This is a genomic window from Burkholderia cenocepacia, from assembly GCF_900446215.1.
Classification (GTDB): domain Bacteria; phylum Pseudomonadota; class Gammaproteobacteria; order Burkholderiales; family Burkholderiaceae; genus Burkholderia; species Burkholderia cenocepacia.
This window is the reverse complement of record NZ_UAQZ01000012.1, coordinates 706,067-726,247: the sequence shown is the minus strand read 5'-3', so window position 1 is coordinate 726,247 and position 20,181 is coordinate 706,067. Positions and strand designations below refer to the sequence as shown.

Annotated in this window: 16 protein-coding genes and 1 tRNA gene; 7 read left to right on the top strand and 10 right to left on the bottom strand. The window is 66.1% G+C overall.

The window, feature by feature from the left end; translation table 11 throughout:
* Positions 1-158 precede the first annotated feature (158 nt).
* Both DTA15_RS20805 and serS read right to left on the bottom strand, forming a co-directional pair.
* A tRNA-Ser gene (locus tag DTA15_RS20805) sits at positions 159-249 on the bottom strand.
* A 117-nt stretch (positions 250-366) separates the two neighbouring features.
* Entirely contained in the window at positions 367-1,668 is a 1,302-nt protein-coding gene (gene serS, locus DTA15_RS20800; RefSeq protein WP_006486625.1) for a serine--tRNA ligase, read from the bottom strand.
* 248 nt (positions 1,669-1,916) lie between these two features.
* Here serS and DTA15_RS20795 point away from each other — a divergent pair, with 248 nt between their 5' ends.
* Positions 1,917-2,183 carry a DUF2164 domain-containing protein gene (locus DTA15_RS20795; RefSeq protein WP_006486638.1) on the top strand — a complete coding sequence of 89 codons (267 nt, stop codon included), beginning with the start codon at positions 1,917-1,919 and terminating at the stop codon, positions 2,181-2,183.
* Between the two features lie 42 nt (positions 2,184-2,225).
* On the opposite strand, the gene DTA15_RS20790 is transcribed toward DTA15_RS20795, so the two are convergent.
* From DTA15_RS20790 to DTA15_RS20780, 3 genes are all read right to left on the bottom strand, one after another.
* Positions 2,226-3,536, bottom strand: a complete 1,311-nt coding sequence (locus DTA15_RS20790) for a replication-associated recombination protein A (protein ID WP_006486630.1) — start codon at positions 3,534-3,536, stop codon at positions 2,226-2,228.
* Between the two features lie 179 nt (positions 3,537-3,715).
* Positions 3,716-4,405: an outer membrane lipoprotein chaperone LolA gene (gene lolA / locus DTA15_RS20785; protein WP_006486626.1), complete on the bottom strand. Its 690-nt coding sequence runs from the start codon at positions 4,403-4,405 to the stop codon at positions 3,716-3,718.
* Between the two features lie 46 nt (positions 4,406-4,451).
* On the bottom strand, positions 4,452-6,761 hold the full coding sequence (locus DTA15_RS20780) for a DNA translocase FtsK (RefSeq protein WP_006486612.1): 2,310 nt from the start codon (positions 6,759-6,761) through the stop codon (positions 4,452-4,454).
* Between the two features lie 388 nt (positions 6,762-7,149).
* Here DTA15_RS20780 and trxB point away from each other — a divergent pair, with 388 nt between their 5' ends.
* From trxB to DTA15_RS20765, 3 genes are all read left to right on the top strand, one after another.
* Positions 7,150-8,112: a thioredoxin-disulfide reductase gene (gene trxB, locus DTA15_RS20775; protein WP_006491171.1), complete on the top strand. Its 963-nt coding sequence runs from the start codon at positions 7,150-7,152 to the stop codon at positions 8,110-8,112.
* A 135-nt stretch (positions 8,113-8,247) separates the two neighbouring features.
* Entirely contained in the window at positions 8,248-9,027 is a 780-nt protein-coding gene (locus DTA15_RS20770) for a Smr/MutS family protein (RefSeq protein ID WP_006491169.1), read from the top strand.
* On the top strand, positions 9,014-9,637 hold the full coding sequence (locus tag DTA15_RS20765) for a trimeric intracellular cation channel family protein (RefSeq protein ID WP_006491172.1): 624 nt from the start codon (positions 9,014-9,016) through the stop codon (positions 9,635-9,637). Before DTA15_RS20770 ends, DTA15_RS20765 begins: the two co-directional genes overlap by 14 nt.
* 95 nt (positions 9,638-9,732) lie before the next feature.
* On the opposite strand, the gene DTA15_RS20760 is transcribed toward DTA15_RS20765, so the two are convergent.
* The 4 genes from DTA15_RS20760 to DTA15_RS20745 all read right to left on the bottom strand — a co-directional run bounded on the left by DTA15_RS20760 (position 9,733) and on the right by DTA15_RS20745 (position 14,135).
* Positions 9,733-10,851, bottom strand: coding sequence for an ABC transporter ATP-binding protein (locus DTA15_RS20760; protein WP_006491167.1), 1,119 nt, complete (start codon positions 10,849-10,851; stop codon positions 9,733-9,735).
* Positions 10,852-10,963: 112 nt separating this feature from the next.
* Positions 10,964-11,821, bottom strand: a complete 858-nt coding sequence (locus tag DTA15_RS20755) for a carbohydrate ABC transporter permease (RefSeq protein ID WP_006496594.1) — start codon at positions 11,819-11,821, stop codon at positions 10,964-10,966.
* The gene (locus tag DTA15_RS20750) at positions 11,811-12,749 is read right to left on the bottom strand and encodes a carbohydrate ABC transporter permease (protein WP_011544827.1); all 939 of its coding nucleotides are present in this window, start codon (positions 12,747-12,749) and stop codon (positions 11,811-11,813) included. The genes DTA15_RS20755 and DTA15_RS20750 overlap by 11 nt, the downstream gene beginning before the upstream one ends.
* A gap of 138 nt (positions 12,750-12,887) precedes the next feature.
* Complete coding sequence (locus tag DTA15_RS20745) at positions 12,888-14,135, bottom strand: ABC transporter substrate-binding protein (RefSeq protein WP_006491170.1); 1,248 nt, start codon at positions 14,133-14,135, stop codon at positions 12,888-12,890.
* A 431-nt stretch (positions 14,136-14,566) separates the two neighbouring features.
* Here DTA15_RS20745 and zwf point away from each other — a divergent pair, with 431 nt between their 5' ends.
* Genes zwf through DTA15_RS20730 form a run of 3 tightly spaced genes read left to right on the top strand, consistent with a single transcriptional unit; the run spans position 14,567 to position 18,682 of the window.
* Positions 14,567-16,036 carry a glucose-6-phosphate dehydrogenase gene (gene zwf, locus DTA15_RS20740; protein WP_006491174.1) on the top strand — a complete coding sequence of 490 codons (1,470 nt, stop codon included), beginning with the start codon at positions 14,567-14,569 and terminating at the stop codon, positions 16,034-16,036.
* Between the two features lie 59 nt (positions 16,037-16,095).
* The gene (gene pgl, locus DTA15_RS20735) at positions 16,096-16,776 is read left to right on the top strand and encodes a 6-phosphogluconolactonase (RefSeq protein ID WP_006494162.1); all 681 of its coding nucleotides are present in this window, start codon (positions 16,096-16,098) and stop codon (positions 16,774-16,776) included.
* The gene (locus DTA15_RS20730; RefSeq protein ID WP_006484254.1) at positions 16,754-18,682 is read left to right on the top strand and encodes a bifunctional transcriptional regulator/glucokinase; all 1,929 of its coding nucleotides are present in this window, start codon (positions 16,754-16,756) and stop codon (positions 18,680-18,682) included. The genes pgl and DTA15_RS20730 overlap by 23 nt, the downstream gene beginning before the upstream one ends.
* A gap of 92 nt (positions 18,683-18,774) precedes the next feature.
* On the opposite strand, the gene DTA15_RS20725 is transcribed toward DTA15_RS20730, so the two are convergent.
* Positions 18,775-20,135, bottom strand: a protein-coding gene (locus DTA15_RS20725) for an IS3-like element ISBcen9 family transposase (protein WP_085964362.1) whose coding sequence is annotated in 2 segments (ribosomal slippage) — positions 18,775-19,670 and positions 19,670-20,135 — 1,362 coding nt in all. Because the reading frame shifts where the segments join, the coding sequence is not laid out codon by codon here.
* Positions 20,136-20,181 lie beyond the last annotated feature (46 nt).

The window sequence follows — 20,181 nt, the reverse complement described above, 5'->3', positions numbered from 1 at the left end:
ATGCAACGACTGTCAGGACTTCCGACGACCGGTTCGTCACGGGGCGATGGTGTTCATCATGCAGCCGGGCTGCATCGAAGATGCGACCCGATCCGGGCGCGCCGCCGGCCCAAAACGAAAAACCCCTTGATCCTGCCGGATCAAGGGGCTTCGTATTTTGGCGGAGAGGGTGGGATTCGAACCCACGGTACGGGGAAACCGTACGCCTGATTTCGAGTCAGGTACATTCGACCACTCTGCCACCTCTCCTTCCTTACTGCATTTCGCGGCTGGTCGTTTCCGCGAGAAAAAGATTATAAGACGATCACTTCGCGGCTGACAAGCCCTTTCTGCAAATTTTTTTGCGAGGGCTTCGAAAGACCCGCGTTACGACGTCTGTGCCGGCGCGTCGATCCGCTCCATGCCGCCCATGTACGGACGCAGTACTTCCGGCACCGTGACCGAGCCGTCCGCGTTCTGGTAATTCTCCAGCACCGCGACGAGCGTGCGGCCGACCGCCAGACCCGAACCGTTCAGCGTATGCACGAGCTCCGGCTTGCCCTGCGCGTTGCGGAAGCGCGCCTGCATCCGGCGCGCCTGGAACGCCTCGGTGTTCGAGCAGCTCGAGATCTCGCGATAGGTGTTCTGCGCGGGCAGCCACACCTCGAGGTCGAACGTCTTCGCGGCCGAGAAGCCCATGTCGCCCGTGCACAGCGTGATCACGCGGTACGGCAGGCCGAGCTTCTGCAGGATCGCTTCCGCGTGGCCGACCATCTCGTCGAGCGCCGCGTACGACGTTTCCGGCGCGACGACCTGCACCATCTCGACCTTGTCGAACTGGTGCTGACGGATCATCCCGCGCGTGTCGCGGCCGTACGAACCGGCTTCCGAGCGGAAGCACGGAGAATGCGCGGTGAGCTTGATCGGCAGCGCGGCGCCGTCGACGATCGACTCGCGCACGGTGTTCGTCAGCGAAATCTCGGACGTGGAGATCAGGTATTGCGTGACCGTGTTTTCCGCGCCGCCCTTCTCGACGCGGAACATGTCGTCCGCGAACTTCGGCAACTGGCCCGTGCCGTACAGGATCTCCGGGTTCACGATGTACGGCGTGTACGTTTCGGTATAGCCGTGCTGCTGCGTGTGCGTGTCGATCATGAACTGCGCGAGGGCGCGGTGCAGGCGCGCGATCGGGCCGCGCAGCATCGTGAAGCGCGCACCGGCGAGCTTCGCGCCCGTCTCGAAATCGAGGCCGAGCGGCGTGCCGACGTCGACGTGATCCTTCACCTCGAAGTCGAACTGGCGCGGCGTGCCCCAGCGGCGCACCTCGACGTTGTCGGCCTCGTCCTTGCCGACCGGCACGCTTTCGTGCGCGACGTTCGGCATGCCCAGCATCAGGTCGGACAGGCGCGCCTGGATCTCGCCGAGCTTGGCTTCCGACGCCTTCATGTCGTCGCCGATCCCGCTGACTTCGGCCATCACGGCCGACGTGTCCTCGCCCTTCCCCTTCATCGCGCCGATCTGCTTCGACAGGCTGTTGCGGCGCGCCTGGAGCTCTTCGGTGTGGGTCTGGATCGCGCGGCGTTCCGCTTCGAGTGCGGAGAACGCGGCGACGTCGAGGGTGTAGCCGCGATCGGCGAGGCGCTTGGCGACGCCGTCGAGGTCTTTGCGCAGCAACTGGATGTCGAGCATGGGAGGACTTGGAAAATCGTTGTGTAAGACGGGAATTCTAACGCACCGCGCGGCCGCCACGGCACCGTCCGGACGGACAATGCCGCAAATGGGGCGAGCATGGCAGTATCGCATTGCCGGTCTGCGCGTCGGCGGCCGGCGAATTGCCGCGCGACGCGCCATGGCGGATCGCAAACCGCCCGCGCCGGCTGGCGCCAACCGATTCAGGCGGCGCGCCGGCTCCGTATCACAGCACGCCAGGGAATCCGATGACCATCGAACTCGACAAGGATGTACGCGACCGTGCGATCGCGTCGCTGCAACGTTATTTCACAGAAAACATGGACGAGCCGATCGGCAACATCCAGGCCGGCGCGCTGCTGCATTTCTTCGTCCAGGAAATCGCGCCGGCGATCTACAACCTCGCGATCGCCGACGCGCAGGAGCGCCTGCACGCGCGGATCGCCGAACTCGACATCGAATGCCACGAAGAACCGTTCGAATACTGGAAGCAGCAGCCGGGCCGCAAGCGCTGACGCGTCCGCGAGGCGCAGGCCGAACCGGGCCGCGCGGCCCCGTCAGTCCTTCTTGCCGGCTTCGCGATCGAGCTCGCGCAGCCAGGCGAGCTTCTCGGCGATCTTCGATTCGAGCCCGCGCGGCACCGGCTGATACCAGCGCGGCTCGCGCATCCCGTCCGGCAGGTACGTCTCGCCGGCCGCGTACGCGTTCGGCTCGTCGTGCGCGTAACGATACGCGTGGCCGTAGCCGAGTTCCTTCATCAGCTTGGTCGGCGCATTGCGCAGGTGCACGGGCACCTCGCGCGACTTGTCCTGCTTCACGAACGCCATCGCCTGGTTGAACGCGTTGTAGCCGGCGTTGCTCTTCGCCGCGCACGCGAGATAGATCACGGCCTGCCCGAGCGCAAGTTCGCCTTCCGGCGAGCCGAGCCGTTCGTAGGTCTCGGCCGCGTCGTTCGCCACCTGCAACGCGCGCGGGTCGGCCAGCCCGATGTCTTCCCACGCCATCCGCACGATGCGCCGCGCGAGATACTTCGGATCCGCGCCGCCGTCGATCATCCGGCAGAACCAGTACAGCGCGCCGTCCGGGCTCGAGCCGCGGACCGACTTGTGCAGCGCCGAAATCTGGTCGTAGAAGTTGTCGCCGCCCTTGTCGAAGCGCCGCGCGTTCAGCGTCATCGCGCTGCTGACGAAATCGGCATCGATCGTCGCGACCCCGGCCGACGTCGCCGCCGTCTGCGCCTGTTCGAGCAGGTTCAGGAAGCGGCGCGCGTCGCCGTCCGCGTAGCCGACCAGCGTGTCGATCGCCTTGTCGTCGAACGCGAGGCCGTCGAGCGCGATTTCCTGCGCGCGCTTGAGCAACTGACGCATCTCGTCATCGTTCAACGATTTCAGCACGTACACCTGCGCGCGCGACAGCAACGCCGAATTGACTTCGAAACTCGGGTTTTCGGTCGTCGCGCCGATGAAGGTGACGAGACCCGACTCGACGAACGGCAGCAGCGCGTCCTGCTGCCCCTTGTTGAACCGGTGGATCTCGTCGACGAACAGGATCGTGTGGCGACCGGTGCGGTTCAGCGTGTCCTTCGCCTGCTCCATCGACTCGCGGATGTCCTTCACGCCGCCGAGCACCGCGGACAGCGCGATGAACTCGCAGTCGAACGCGAGCGCGGTGAGCCGCGCGAGCGTCGTCTTGCCGACGCCGGGCGGCCCCCACAGGATCATCGAATGCGGCTTGCCCGATTCGAACGCGAGCCGCAGCGGCTTGCCTTCGCCCAGCAAATGCGTCTGGCCGATCACCTCGGCGAGCGTTTTGGGCCGCAGCGCCTCGGCGAGCGGGCGGCGCGGCTCGACTTGAAACAGGTCGGACATGAACCCTCGCTCCACATCAAACGATAGCGGCCGAACCGGCCGCCGGACCCGACATTATGACAGCCGCGCGAGCGCGCCGCCGGGCCCGGGGGTGCCCACGCCTGTTACCCGCGCCCGGAAACGACACGGGCCTGCCGTCGCCGGCAGGCCCGTTGCAGGAGAACGGCGCGCGGCGCCGGTCAGCCGTTGATCACGTCCGCGCCCTTCGGCACGACGAACTTGAACGTATCGCCCTTCAGCGCCGGGTTCGTCTGGATGTTCGTGAAGGTCAGCAGCGTGACGTTGCCGAACACGTCGTGCAGCTCCATCGCGGCGAGCGTGCCGTTGCGGAAGCCGATACCGATCCGCTGGAACTGCGTGTCCTGCGCCTTCGGCAGCATCTCGAGCCACTCGATGCCGCCCTTCTCGCCGGCATCGCGCAGCGTGTAGTTCTTGTCGAGATCGTTGCTGCCGAACAGGATCGCGGCGGGGCTCGCGCCCAGCGCGCCGTTCAGCTTGCGCTCGGTGACCTGGTTCAGGTCGCGGTCGTACACGTAGAGCTTGTCGCCGTCGGCCTGCAGCACCTGCTGGTACGGCTTCTGGTACGTCCAGATGAACTTGCCCGGACGCGCGAACACGAACGTGCCGCTCGAATTGTCGGTGGGCTTCGGTGCGGCCTGTGCGGCGCTCGCGCCCTTGGCCGGCGCCTTGACGATCTGCTGCGTGAAATCGCCCTTCGCCGAACGCACCTGCGACACGAAGGCCTTCAGTTGCTCGGTGCCGCCCGCGAACGCGTGCGTCGCCGCGAGCATCAGCGATGCGCCGGCGAGCGCCGCGCCGAGCCAGCGCCGCGTCGAACGAAGGAAAGGGACGAACGAAAGTTGCTGCATATTGCGGTTTTCTCCCTGGGTGGCCGGCGCTGCGGGCGCCGCGGACTCATTCCGCGTCGCGCGCCGGCACAAGAATTTCGCGGTTGCCGCTCGACGACATCGCCGACACGAGCCCCGACTGCTCCATCTGCTCGAGCAGCCGCGCCGCGCGGTTGTAGCCGATCCGCAGGTGACGCTGCACGAGCGAGATCGACGCGCGGCGGTTCTTGATGACGATCTCGACCGCCTGGTCGTATAGCGGATCAGACTCGCCGCCGCCTTCGCCGGTTCCCGCGCCGGCCGAGCCCTCGTCGCCGTCGGCGGTGCCGCCTTCGAGCAGGCCCTCGACGTAGTTCGGCTCGCCCTGCTCCTTGAGCTTCTCGACGACGCGATGCACTTCGTCGTCGGCGACGAACGCGCCATGCACGCGCACCGGCAGCCCGGTGCCCGGCGGCAGGTACAGCATGTCGCCCATCCCGAGCAGCGATTCGGCGCCCATCTGGTCGAGAATCGTGCGCGAGTCGATCTTCGACGACACCTGGAACGCGATCCGCGTCGGCACGTTCGCCTTGATCAGGCCGGTAATCACGTCGACCGACGGACGCTGGGTCGCGAGGATCAGGTGGATGCCGGCCGCACGTGCCTTCTGCGCGATCCGCGCGATCAGTTCCTCGACTTTCTTGCCGACGACCATCATCAGGTCGGCCAGCTCGTCGATCACGACGACGATGTTCGGCAGGCGGCCGAGCGGCTCGGGATCTTCCGGCGTCAGGCTGAACGGGTTCGGGATCTTCTCCTCGCGCTTCGCCGCGTCGTCGATCTTGTTGTTGTAGCCCGCGAGGTTGCGCACGCCGAGCTTGCTCATCAGCTTGTAGCGGCGCTCCATCTCCGCGACGGTCCAGTTCAGCGCATGGCCGGCCTGGCGCATGTCGGTGACGACCGGGCACAGCAGGTGCGGAATGCCTTCGTAGACGCTCATTTCGAGCATCTTCGGATCGATCAGGATCAGGCGCACCTGTTCGGCGGTGGCCTTGTACAGCAGCGACAGGATCATCGCGTTGATCCCGACCGACTTGCCCGAGCCGGTCGTACCGGCCACCAGCAGGTGCGGCATCTTCGCGAGATCCGCGCACACCGGCTTGCCGCCGATGTCCTTGCCGAGGCTCAGCGTCAGCGCCGACGACGCGGCCGCATACACCTCGGAGCCGATGATCTCGGACAGGTGCACCGTCTGGCGGCGCTGGTTCGGCAGCTCGAGCGCCATGTAGTTCTTGCCGGGAATCGTCTCGACGACGCGGATCGACACGAGCGACAGCGAACGCGCGAGATCCTTCGCGAGGTTGACGATCTGGCTGCCCTTCACGCCGGTGGCCGGCTCGATCTCGTAGCGCGTGACGACCGGGCCCGGATACGCGGCGACGACGCTCGCCTCGACGCCGAAGTCCTTCAGCTTCTTCTCAATCAGGCGCGACGTGAATTCGAGCGTATCGGCGGAAATCGCTTCCTGCGTCTTCGGCGCGGGGTCGAGCAGCGACACCGGCGGCAGCGTCGAATCGCCCGGCAGGTCGGTAAACAGCGGCACCTGGCGCTCGCGCTCGACGCGCTCGGACTTCGCCGGCGTGACGACCGGCGGCACGATCGTCACCGGCTCGTGGTCCTCGATGCGCACGCGCTCCTCTTCGACCTTGCCTTCGCGGCGCACCGCCGCGGCCTCGCCGAGCTTGCGGTCGCGCTCGGCCTCGCGGCGCAGCTTCGCGACGTTGACGGCGGACAGGATCGCACCGCCGACGCGCTCGGCGACCGACAGCCACGAGAAGCGGAAATACAGCGACAGGCCGATCGCGAGCGCGATCAGCAACAACAGCGTGCCGCCCGTGAAGCCGAACGCATGCGACATCGCGCCCGCGACGGCTTCGCCGACGACGCCGCCCGGTGCACGCGGCAACTGCACCTTCAGCGACCACATGCGCAGCGCCTCGATGCCGTCGCACGCGAGCACGACCAGCACGAACGCAAAGATTTCGGTGAGCCAGCCGATCGGCCGCTCCGGTTCGTCGGGAATCGCCTCGTGGCGCGTGATGCGGCGGTAGTTGACGGCGATGCGCCGCCCGAGCGGCACGATCAGCCAGTAGGCCGACAGGCCGAACAGCAGCAGGATGATGTCGGCCGTCCACGCGCCGACGCGGCCGGCCCAGTTCGAGATGTGATCGACCTGGGCGGCGTGCGTCCAGCTCGGATCGCGCCGGCTGTAGCTCAGCAGGGCCATCACAAGAAAGGCGCAGAGCGCGACCTGGAGAATCCAGCGGATCTCCGTGAGGAGCTTCGACATCCGGTGCGGCAACGCCTGTGCCTGGGCGGAATAAGGAGCTTTTGCCATGAATCCGTATAAAGAGGACGGGCCGTGCGCCCGCCTGTCGTTCGATCGCGCTTATTGTAAACGCTGCACCGCGCCGCCAAGTGTAAATGACGGTTACATCACGGGGACGGAGCGCCGAACCGGCGCCGCCGACGGCCGCAAGCCGGCCGGATGTCCGCGCGTGCGGCAACGCGCCGCCACCCCGGCCGCCTGCCGTCCGGCCCGCGGCCCCGTGTGGGCGAGGCGCCGCGAAACGCTATCGGCACGATTGAAACTCTCGTTCGGCAGCGCAGCAACGGGGCCTTTATAATGCGCGTCTGATACCCATCTACGACGGCATCCCGGTCAATCCCGGATCGTACGGCGAGCCCCACCCCGCCCGCCGCGGCCGCCTTTTACGGATTCGCACATGTCCACGCCCAAACACGCCAAAGTCCTGATTCTCGGTTCCGGCCCCGCCGGCTACACGGCTGCCGTCTACGCGGCACGCGCCAACCTGTCCCCGGTGCTGATCACCGGCATCGCGCAGGGCGGCCAGCTGATGACCACGACCGACGTCGAAAACTGGCCGGCCGACGCGAAAGGCGTGCAGGGTCCGGAGTTGATGGCGCGCTTCCAGGAGCACGCCGAGCGCTTCAACACCGAAATCGTCTTCGACCACATCCACACCGCGAAACTGCACGAAAAGCCGATCCGCCTGATCGGCGACTCGGGCGAGTACACGTGCGATTCGCTGATCATCGCGACCGGCGCGTCCGCCCAGTATCTCGGCCTGCCGTCCGAGGAAGCGTTCATGGGCAAGGGCGTGTCGGCCTGCGCGACCTGCGACGGCTTCTTCTATCGCAACCAGGAAGTCGCGGTGATCGGCGGCGGCAATACGGCCGTCGAGGAAGCGCTTTACCTCACCGGCATCGCGAAGAAGGTCACCGTGATCCACCGCCGCGACAAGTTCCGCGCGGAGCCGATCCTGATCGACCGCCTGCTGGAGAAGCAAAAGGAAGGCGTCGTCGACATCAAGTGGGATCACGTGCTCGACGAGGTGACGGGCGAGGAGTCGGGCGTCACGGGCCTGCGCATCAAGAACGTGAAGACCGGCGCGACGGAAGACCTGCAGGTGCAGGGCGTGTTCGTCGCGATCGGCCACAAGCCGAACACCGACCTGTTCCAGGGCCAGCTGGAGATGAAGGACGGCTACATCCTGACGAAGAGCGGCCTGCAGGGCAATGCGACGTCGACGAGCGTGCCGGGCGTGTTCGCCGCGGGCGACGTGCAGGACAACGTGTACCGCCAGGCGATCACCAGCGCGGGCACGGGTTGCATGGCCGCGCTCGACGCGCAGCGCTACCTCGAAAGCCTGCACGACAAGAAGTAAGCCGGAAGCCTTTTCGCGGCGGGCGCTACAATGGCGTCCGCTGCCGCGAAGCGGGCTCGACCGGAAAGCCGCTGCCGCCGCGCAGCGGCTTTTTTGTGCCCGCGCGCCCAAACGCGCCTGCCCTGTTATCGAATCATGGCGAAGAACCAGCCCCATCCGAGCGATCCCGCGAAGCGGAAGATCGCTGCCCGTCCCGTGACCCCGGCGCCCGAGGCCCCGCCGCCCGCCCTCGATGCGGCCGCGTTGCGCGGCCAGGGCCTCGCGGGCCTCGGCGCGTTGCGCAAGTCGCTGCAAGGCGAAGCCGATCGTCGCGAACGCGCGCGCATCGAAGCCGCGCAGGCCGAGCGCAAGGCGGAAGCCGACGCGAACCTGTTCCGCAACGAAATCGGCGCGATCCGGCCGCTGAACGCGCCGCCGCGCGCGTCGTCCGGCCGCATGCCGCCCGACCCGGTGCCGAAACAGACGCAGCGCGACGAGGAAGCCGTGCTGAACGCGACGCTGTCCGACGAATTCGATCCCGAGACACTGCTCGACAGCGACGACTCGCTGTATTACCACCGCCCCGGCATCAGCCGCGACGTCGTGCGCAAGCTGAGAAGCGGTGCGTGGATCGTGCAGGCGCAGATCGATCTGCACGGGATGCGGCGCGACGAGGCGCGCGATGCGCTCGCCGAATTCATCCGCGAAGCCGGCAAGAAAGGGCTGCGCTGCCTGCGCGTGATCCATGGCAAGGGGCTCGGCTCGATCGGCAAGGAACCCGTGCTGAAGGGCAAGGTGCGCGCATGGCTCGTGCAGAAGGAAGAAGTAATCGCATTCTGCGAGGCGCGCGGCCACGACGGCGGCGCGGGCGCGGTGCTCGTGCTGCTGCAGCCGCACGCGGCGCCGGCCGACCGGGGGCCGCGTGCCGCATCCTAGGCTGACGCTCGCGATCGCGGTACTGGAGGCGATCGCCACGCTGGCCTTCGCGATTTCGGGGTTCATCGAGGCGCGCAAGAACCGTCTCGATTCGGTCGGCACGTTCGTCGTCGCGCTCGCGACCGCGTTCGGCGGCGGCACGCTGCGCGACATCCTGCTCGAGCGCCGGCCGTTCTACTGGGTCGTGCACGACGACTACGTGATCGCGATCTTCGTGCTCGCGCTGTTCGCGCCGTTCGTGCTGCGCATGCTGTCGCGGCTGTCGGCCGAACGGCTGCTGCTGATCGCCGATGCGATCGGGCTCGGCATCTTCAGCATCTCGGGCACGGCGATCGCGCTCGACGCCGAGATGCCGCGCTTCATCGCGGTGATGATGGGCGTGATTACCGGTGTGGTCGGCGGGATCGTCCGCGACGTGCTGTGCAACGACATTCCGCTGATCCTGCGCGATTCGCGGCCGTACGCGACCTGCGCGTTCGTCGGTTGCTGGTTCTACCTGCTGCTCGTGTGGCTGCAGTTCGACTCGGTGTACAGCGTGCTGCTCGCGACCGGCTTCATCCTCGTCGCGCGGCTCGCGACGTTCAAGTTCGACGTGCGGTTGCCGCATTGACCGACGCGTCCGCGGACGCGTCAGCCGCAGCGCCGAAACGAAAAAAGGGGCCGTTCGATACGGCCCCTTTCTGTTTCGTTCAACGCAAGCGCCCGTCACGCGATCCGCTCTTCCGATGCCGGATCGAACAGCACGGCCTTCGACACGTCGAACAGCAGCGACTGCGTCTGCCCCGGCTGCGGATTCGCGGCCGGATGCACGCGGCTCACGATGCGCTTGCCGTTCACCTGCGCGAACACGTGCGTGTCCGGCCCGGTCGGCTCGGTCACGTCGACGCGCACGTCGATCGGCTGCAGGTTCGACGCCTCGCCGTTGTGCGCGTTGCGTGCGTCGGTGATGCGTTCCGGACGCAGGCCCAGGATCACCTCGCGGCCGACGTGCGACTTCAGCTTCGCCGCGTCGAACGGCAGGATCAGCGCGCTGCGCGCGAGGCCCGTGTCGATCTCGAGCGCGATTCCGCCGCCCTGCTCGACCAGCTTGCCGTTGATGAAGTTCATCGGCGGCGCGCCGATGAAGCCCGCGACGAACAGGTTCGACGGCGAATCGTAGATCTCCTGCGGCGCGCCGAACTGCTGGACCACGCCGTCCTTCATCACCGCGATCCGGTCGCCGAGCGTCATCGCCTCGATCTGGTCGTGCGTCACGTAGACGATCGTCGTGCCGAGACGCTGGTGCAGCAGCTTGATTTCCGCGCGCATCTCGATGCGCAGCTTCGCGTCGAGGTTCGACAGCGGTTCGTCGAACAGGAACAGCGACGGATCGCGCGCGAGCGCGCGGCCCATCGCGACGCGCTGCCGCTGGCCGCCCGACAGCTGGCCCGGCTTGCGGTCGAGCAGGTGCTGGATCTGCAGCATCGCCGACACGCGGTCGACGATCTGCTGCTGCTCGCTCTTCGACACCTTGCGGATGTTCAGCCCGAACGAAATGTTCTCGCGCACCGTCATCGACGGATACAGCGCGTACGACTGGAACACCATCGCGATGTCGCGATCCTTCGGCGACAGGTCGTTGACGACCTTGCCGTCGATGCAGATCTCGCCGCTCGTGACGGTCTCGAGCCCGGCGATCATGTTGAGCAGCGTCGATTTCCCGCAGCCCGAGCCGCCGACCAGGATCAGGAACTGTCCGTCCTCGATCTCGATGTCGACACCCTTCAGGACCGGCACCCCGTTCGGGTAGGTCTTGTACACGTCACGGATGGAAAGGCTTGCCATGCTGTGAATCCTCTGTCTCGTCTCGCGCGGCGCGCTCGGGCGCCGCGTCGGGTTCGTTTCGATGCGCCGCGCGTCCTGCGCGGCCGGTTCGTCGTATCGGATGAAGCCGCGCTTACCCCTTCACCGCGCCTGCCGTCAGCCCGCGCACGAAGTAGCGGCCGGCGACGATGTAGACGAGCAGCGTCGGCAGCGCGGCGATGATCGCGCCGGCCATGTCGACGTTGTATTCCTTCACGCCCGTCGACGTGTTGACGAGGTTGTTCAGCGCGACCGTGATCGGCATCGAATCGACGCCGGAGAACACGATCCCGAACAGGAAGTCGTTCCAGATCTGCGTGAATTGCCAGATCAGGCACACCATGAAGATCGGCAGCGACACCGGCAACAGGATCTTCGTGAAGATCGTGAAGAAGCCCGCGCCGTCGATGCGCGCGGCCTTCACGAGTTCGGCCGGCACGCTCACGTAGAAGTTGCGGAAGAACATCGTCGTGAACGCGATCCCGTACACGACGTGCACGAACACGAGGCCCGGAATCGTGTTGGCGAGGCCGAGCATCCCCTGCAGGCGCGCCATCGGCAGCAGGATCACCTGGAACGGAATGAAGCAGCCGACCAGCATCATCGTGAACAGCGCGTCCGCGCCGCGAAAGCGCCAGTGCGTGAGCACGTAGCCGTTGAACGCGCCGATCAGCGACGAGATCAGCACGGCCGGGATCACCATCTGCAGCGAGTTCAGGAAGAACGGCTTCATCCCGTCGCAGCGCACGCCGGTACAGGCGCCGCTCCAGGCCTTCACCCACGGCTCGACGGTCCACGTGGTGGGCGGCGTCAGCAGGTTGCCGGTGCGCAGCTGGTCGAGGTCCTTGAACGACGTCGACAGCATCACGTAGATCGGGAACAGGAAATACAGCGCGAACAGGATCAGTGCCGCATAGATCACTGCCCGGCTGATCGTCATCTTAGGCTGCATTGCGGGTGCTCCTCGATTCCATATACATCAGCGGCACCAGCACCGCGACCACGGTCGCGAGCATCATCACCGAGGACGCCGCGCCGAGCCCGAGCTGGCCGCGGTTGAACGAAAACGTGTACATGAACATGGCCGGCAGCGACGACGACGTGCCCGGGCCGCCCGCAGTCAGCGCGACGACGAGGTCGAAGGTCTTGATCGTGATGTGGCAAAGGATCAGCAGCACCGAGAAGAACACCGGGCGCATGCTCGGGATCACGATCTTGCGGTAGATGGTGGGCAGCGTCGCGCCGTCGACCTGCGCGGCCTTGAAGATCTCGCCGTCGACGCCGCGCAGCCCCGCGAGGAACAGCGCCATCACGAAGCCGGTCGACTGCCACACGGCCGCGATCACCACGCAGAAGATCGCCTTGTCCGGATCGTCGAGCCAGCCGAACGAGAAGCTCGTCCAGCCCCAGTCGTGCATCACCTTCTCGAGGCCGAGGCCCGGGTTCAGGATCCACTGCCACGCGGTGCCGGTGACGATGAACGACAGCGCCATCGGGTACAGGAAGATCGCGCGCAGCGCGCCTTCGTTGCGGATCCGCTGGTCGAGCAGGATCGCGAGGAACAGCCCGAGCCCGACGCAGATCGCGATGAACGGAATCCCGAACCAGCCGAGGTTCGCGGCGGAGGTCCACCACACGTCGTTCTGGAACAGGTCCGTGTAACGGCCGAAGCCGTCGAATTCGTAGTTGGGCAACAGCCGCGAGCGGGTCAGCGACAGATAGCCGGTAATCAGGATGAAGCCGTAGATGAACACCACGGCGATCGCGACGCTCGGCGCGAGCACGAGCTTCGGGATCCAGCGATCGGCGAAGGCCGACATCGGCGACGTACGCCGTGCGGCGGCAGCGCCGGATCCGTTTCCGCTAAGAGGGGCAGCCACTTGATTCGACTCCTGGAACGAGGGCGGCGCAGGCCGGGCCGGCGCCGGGTACGGCACGGACCCGCGGGCGAGCCCGTTTGCTGCACATGCAAAAACGCCCGGCCGATGAAGCGTGTCCGGCCGGGCGCCTGGCGCGCGTTACTTGACCTTCGCGGCCTTCGCGAGCGCGGCGACCGCGCTCTTCGAATCCTGCTGCGAGTTCATGAACTTCGTCACGACGTCGGTGATCGCGCCGGCGGTCGCGTCGCCTTGCGCCATGCCGTGCGCGAGCGACGGCACGAAGCCGCCCGACTTGATCGCGGTCTGCTCGTCGGCATACGACTTCTTCGCGCAGTCGTCGAACTTGTCCATCTTCACGCCGAGACGCACCGGCACCGAGCCCTTCAGCAGGCTGAACTGCTCCTGGAAGTCCGGCGTCATGATCGTCTTCGCGAGCGCGAGCTGGCCCGGCGTCGCGTTCTTCTCGCCCTTCTGCTGGAAGAACACGAACGAATCGACGTTGAACGTGTACGAATTCGCGGTGCCCGGCACCGGCGCGCAGACGTAGTCCTTGCCCGCCTTCTTGCCGGCGTTTTCGAATTCGCCCTTCGCCCAGTCGCCCATGAACTGCATGCCGGCCTTGCCGTTGATGACCATCGCGGTCGCGAGGTTCCAGTCGCGGCCGTTACGGCCGGTGTCGAAGTAGCCCTGGATCTTGCGCACCGTGTCGAACACCGACAGCATCTGCGGCGACGTCAGCGTCGCCTGGTCGAGGTCGACCAGCGCCTTCTTGTAGAACGCCGGGCCCTGCGACAGCACGACGTCTTCCCACAGCGTCAGGTCCTGCCACGGCTGGCCGCCCATCGCGACCGGCTGGATGCCCGCGGCCTTCAGCTTGTCGGCCACCGCGAAGAATTCGGGCCAGGTGGTCGGCACCTTCGCGCCGACCTTGTCGAGCGCGGCCTTGTTGATGTACAGCCAGTTGACGCGGTGCACCGAGAACGGCGCGGCGACCGTATGGCCCTTGTACTTGATGATCTTGTCGATTTCCGGCGGCAGGTTCTGCTTCCAGTCGCCGGCGGCCGAATCGATGTTGACGAGCACGCCCTGGTCAGCCCAGTCCTGGATCAGCGGGCCCTTGATCTGCGCGGCCGACGGGGAATCGCCGCTGATCACCTTGGTCTTCAGCGCGGTCATCGCCGCGGCGCCAGCGCCGCCCGCGACCGCGAAGTCCTTCCACACGTAGCCCTGCTTCTGCAGGTCGTCCTTCAGCACGCCGACGGCCTTCGACTCGCCGCCCGAGGTCCACCAGTGCAGCACGGTTACGTTCTCGGCTGCCTGCGCCGCCACGGCGCCAGCCATCAGACCCGCGGCGCAGAGCGCGCCCATGATCGAGCGAACTTTCATTACTTATCTCCTCCAGACTGAATCAACTCGTGAGGTTCCCCGACGGGGAACCGGCTTCTTGATAAACGACGGGGAAATCGAGCCGCGGGACGCATGCAGCGTACGGGGCCGATGACCGGCCGGGCTCTTACAGAAAGCGTGAATCGAGATTCAACGGCGTGTCTCCTCTTTGTGTTTCTGGCCCACCGCGATGCCGCGGCGCGAGCCCGGGGGCGACGGCGCGCGATGATGCGCTCCGTCAATGTCCGATACCATTCGGCACAAGGCGTTCCCGAAGGCGAAGCTCGCGCAGTTCATCGACCGCACTTCTTTTTTTCTTCACCCAGGTGCTACCCCTTGCGGCGGATTGTAGTTAAACTACAATTCAGTGTCAAAAATATTTTTATCGCACTACGGATCGCTTCCCAGCACCCCCAACACGGCGGAGACACATGCATACCGATTCCAGCTTTACCTTCGTACTTTTCGGCGGCACCGGCGATTTGTCGATGCGCAAGATCCTGCCCGCGCTGTTCGAAGCGCACCGCGCGAACATGCTGGCGGACGGCGGCCGGATCGTGGCCGTCGCGCGGCACGAATCGGATCGGGCAGGCTATCTCGAATGGGTCGATACGCACGTGAAGCCGCATGCGGCGAAGGCGGCCGGCAACGCGTTCGACGACGCGGCATGGAAGTCGTTTCTCGAGCGCATCGAATACGTGAAGCTCGATCTCGGCCGTGCGGAGGACTACGTCGTGCTGCGCGACGCGATCGCATCGCTGCCCGGCATCCGCGTGTTCTATCTCGCGACCGGCCCGTCGCTGTTCGTGCCGATCTGCAAGGCGCTCGCGTCGGTCGGCCTGAACGAAGGCTCGCGCATCGTGCTCGAGAAACCGCTCGGCTACGACCTGAAGTCGTCGAACGCGATCAACGACGCGGTCGGCGAGATCTTCGCGGAAGGCCAGATCTACCGGATCGACCACTACCTCGGCAAGGAGCCGGTACAGAACCTGCTCGCGCTGCGCTTCGGCAACGCGCTGTTCGAGCCACTGTGGCGCCGCGAATGGGTCGAGAGCATCCAGATCACGATCGCGGAAGAGCTCGGCGTCGAGGCGCGCGGCGATTTCTACGACAATACGGGCGCGCTGCGCGACATGGTGCAGAACCACCTGCTGCAGCTGCTGTCGATCGTCGCGATGGAGCCGCCGCACTCGATGGATTCCGACTCGGTGCGTGACGAGAAGCTGCGCGTGCTGCGCGCGCTGAAGCCGGTCGATCCGCGCGACATCGGCAAGGTCGCGGTGCGCGGCCAGTATCATGCGGGCGTGATCAAGGGCGCGCAGGTGCCGGCCTACGCGACCGAGCCGGGCGTGAAGCCCGACAGCCAGACCGAAACCTTCGTCGCGCTGAAGGTCGAGATCGAGAACTGGCGCTGGGCCGGCGTGCCGTTCTTCCTGCGCACCGGCAAGCGTCTGGCCGACCGCGTCGCGGAGATCGTCGTCAACTTCCGCCCGGTGCCGCATTCGGCGCTCGGCCCGACCGCGCTGCGCCCCGGTTCGAACCGTCTCGTGATCCGGCTGCAGCCGAACGAAACGATCCGCCTGTACTGCCTCGCGAAGCAGCCGGGCGAAGGGATGAACCTCGCGAGCGTGCACCTCGACCTCGCGTTCGACCAGTTCTTCAAGGAAGGGCAGATGGAGGCGTACCAGCGCCTGCTGCTCGACGTGATCAACGGCCGGCTCGCCCTGTTCGTGCGGCGCGACGAACAGGAGGCCGCATGGCAGTGGGTCGAGCCGATCCTGAACGAATGGGCGCGCACGCTGAAGCCGCCGAAGCCCTACGCGGCGGGCACGTGGGGGCCGGCCGCGTCGAGCGCGATGCTCGCGCAGCACGACACCTGCTGGCTCGAAGAAGAAAACTGATGCAGACCGTTGCCCCACGATTCGTACGATTTGAACAGACAAAGCAGTCCGGAGGAGATGTGATCGAGATCCACGCTTTCGACACCCAGGAAGCGCAAAGCGAAGCGCTCGCGCGCGCCGTCGGCGACGCGCTGCGCGAGGCGCTCGCCGGCCCCGCGCGCCCGACGCTCGCGGTGTCCGGCGGCACCAGCCCGCGCCCGTTCCTGCACACGCTGTCGCATGCGGCGCTCGACTGGGCCGGCGTCGACGTCACGCTGGTCGACGACCGCTGGGTGCCGGACGACGACGCGGCCAGCAATGCGCAACTCGTGCGCGACACGCTGCTGCAGCACGCGGCGGCCCCTGCCCGCTTCCTGCCGCTCGTCGACACGCGCAGCACGCTCGACGCGCACGTCGCCGCGTTGAACGCGAACCCCGACTACCGCGTGCCGACCGTCGCCGTGCTCGGCATGGGCGAGGACGGCCACACCGCGTCGATCTTCGCCGACGCACCCGAATGGGACCACGCGATCACGACGCCCGAGCGCTTCGTCGCCGTGCATCCGGGCGCGGCGCCGCATGCCCGCGTGAGCTTTTCGCTCGATACGCTCAAGCGCGTCGACCGGCTGTTCCTGCTGATCGCGGGCGCCCGCAAACGCGACGTGCTCGACGCCGCGGCCGCGTCGCTGCAGAAGAACGCGATTTCCCAACTGGCCAACGACAAGGGGACCCAGCTCGATGTCTACTGGTGCGCAAAGTAAGGCGGTCGTCGCGGGTCAGCATGCCGACGGCCCGCGCCTGCTCGCGGACGTCGGCGGCACCAACGCGCGCTTCGCGCTGGAAACCGGCCCCGGCGAGATCACGCAGATCCGCGTCTATCCCGGCGCCGACTATCCGACGCTCACCGACGCGATCCGCAAATACCTGAAGGACGTGAAGATCAGCCGCGTGAACCACGCGGCGATCGCGATCGCCAATCCGGTCGACGGCGACCAGGTCACGATGACCAACCACGACTGGAGCTTCTCGATCGAGGCGACGCGCCGCGCGCTCGGCTTCGACACGCTGCTGGTCGTCAACGACTTCACCGCGCTCGCGATGGCGCTGCCGGGCCTGACCGACGCGCAGCGCGTGCAGATCGGCGGCGGCACGCGCCGCCAGAACAGCGTGATCGGCCTGCTCGGGCCGGGCACCGGGCTCGGCGTGTCGGGGCTGATTCCGGCCGACGACCGCTGGATCGCGCTCGGCAGCGAAGGCGGCCACGCATCGTTCGCGCCGCAGGACGAGCGCGAGGATCTGGTGCTGCAGTACGCGCGCAAGAAGTTTCCGCACGTGTCGTTCGAACGCGTGTGCGCGGGCCCCGGCATGGAGATCATCTATCGCGCGCTCGCCGCGCGCGACAAGAAACGTGTCGCCGCGACCGTCGACACGGTCGAGATCGTCGAGCGCGCGCATGCGGGCGACGCGCTCGCGCTCGAGACGGTCGAATGCTTCTGCGGGATTCTCGGCGCGTTCGCGGGCAGCGTCGCGCTGACGCTCGGCGCGCTCGGCGGCGTGTACATCGGCGGCGGCGTCGCGCTGAAGCTGGGCGAGCTGTTCACGCGCTCGTCGTTCCGCGCACGCTTCGAGGCGAAGGGCCGCTTCACGCACTATCTCGAGAACATCCCGACCTACCTGATCACCGCCGAATACCCGGCGTTCCTCGGCGTGTCGGCGATTCTCGCGGAGCAGTTGTCGAACCGCTCCGGCGGTGCGTCGTCGGCCGTGTTCGAACGGATCCGCCAGATGCGCGACGCGCTGACGCCGGCCGAGCGCCGCGTGGCCGATCTCGCGCTGAACCATCCGCGCTCGATCATCAACGATCCGATCGTCGACATCGCGCGCAAGGCCGACGTGAGCCAGCCGACCGTGATCCGCTTCTGCCGCTCGCTCGGCTGCCAGGGGCTGTCGGACTTCAAGCTGAAGCTCGCCACCGGGCTCACCGGCACGATCCCGATGAGCCACAGCCAGGTGCATCTCGGCGACACGGCCACCGACTTCGGCGCGAAGGTGCTCGACAACACGGTGTCCGCGATCCTGCAACTGCGCGAGCACCTGAATTTCGAGCACGTCGAGAACGCGATCGAGATCCTGAACGGCGCGCGCCGCATCGAGTTCTACGGGCTCGGCAACTCGAACATCGTCGCGCAGGACGCGCACTACAAGTTCTTCCGCTTCGGGATTCCGACGATCGCGTACGGCGACCTGTACATGCAGGCCGCGTCGGCCGCGCTGCTCGGCAAGGGCGACGTGATCGTCGCGGTGTCGAAGTCGGGCCGCGCGCCCGAGCTGCTGCGCGTGCTCGACGTCGCGATGCAGGCCGGCGCGAAGGTGATCGCGATCACGTCGAGCAACACGCCGCTCGCGAAGCGCGCGACCGTCGCGCTCGAGACCGACCACATCGAGATGCGCGAGTCGCAGTTGTCGATGATCTCGCGGATCCTGCATCTGCTGATGATCGACATCCTCGCGGTCGGCGTCGCGATCCGTCGCGCGTCGACGAACGGCGAGCTGCCCGAGGCCGTTGCCCAGGCGAAGGCGCGCGCCAGCGACGACGAAACGGCAGACGTGCTCGACTGGCTGAGCCACGGCGCGTCGCCGGCGGCGAAGGACGTCGCGCGGGACTGACGCATCGCGCGGCGTCCGCCCGCTTCACGCGTCCCGACGAACAACGCCACCGGCGCATCTGAACTGAACCCACGAAGTTGGACGGTTACCGGCTAGGCCGGATGAGGCTGAGTCCTGTATTGCACAGGACTCAGCCCTTTCAGTTTGAGCTTGATGCGCTCGTGATTGTAGTACCGGATGTAGCGCTTCAAGCCGATGCGTAGCTGTTCAATGCTGCTGAAGTGGTTCAAGTAGAAGAACTCGGATTTCAGCGTGCCGAAGAAGCTTTCCATGGCAGCGTTGTCCAGGCAATTGCCTTTACGCGACATGCTTTGCGCCAACGAGCGTTGCTCGAGCATGAGCCGCCAGCCGGGCATTTGATAATGCCAGCCTTGATCAGAGTGCAACATGGGTCTTTCGTCGGGTTGCAGGCGACGCAAAGCCTTGCGCAACATGTCAGTAACCATCTGGAAGGCTGGCCGAGTATGCGTCTGGTACGCGATGATCTCCCCGTTGTACAGATCCAGCACTGGTGACAGATACAGCTTTTGGCCACCTACGCTGAACTCGGTGATGTCGGTAACCCACTTCTCGTTCGGACGGGCGGCATGGAACTGGCGCTGGAGCAGATGCGGGGCCGTCTTGCACGTGTTGCCCCTATACGCACGGTACTTCTTGACCCGCACGCAGGACTTCAACTGCATCTTGCGCATCAGGCGTGCAACCGTCTTGTGGTTAATCATCTGCCCCAGACGGCGCAGCGCCAGCGTGATGCGTCGATAGCCATAGCGCCCCTTGTGCTGCTCGAACAGTGCTCGAATTTTCGCTTTCACACTCGCATGCCGATCGGGAGCGGCCAGCGCCTTGCACTGGTAATAAAACGTGCTGCGAGCCAGTCCGGCCACCCGGAGCAAGCCAGCCAGCGGGAATTGTTGCCTTAGCTCAAGCACTATTTGCGCTTTTTGCGCGGTACAGCCTGCGCCTGAACCAAGGCCCTCAGCTTTTTTAGATACGCGTTCTCCATGCGCAGGTAGTTCAGTTCCTGAAGCAGGTCCTCGCGGGTACGGGTATCCGTGCCATCGGTAGGGTTCAGAGGCTGAGCAGGCGGTGTTTTTGGCATTGCGGTTGGGCGGCGGCCTTTGGGCCTCGGCGCGAGGGCAGTCAAACCACCATCATCATAGCGGCGAGCCCATTCGAGCACCGCGCTCGGATTGCGAATATTGAACCGCGCCGCCGCTTCCTTGCTCGACACGCCATGCTCGCGCATGTGCTGAACAACTTTGAGCCTGAACGCCACATCGTATGAGTTGTACTTCCTACGCACGCCGTCCTTACCATGAGCCTGGTATGTGGCGTACCACTGGGAAACCGTCGAGTGACTCAAGCCATGCGTTCGCGCCACCGCGCGTATGGCTTCCCCCCCGATGCACCGCTTCACTACCGATAGCTTGAACTGCTCGGTATATCTCGCCATGAAAAAACCCCAAAAGTTGGCGTCCAACTTTTGGGGTTCAGTTCAC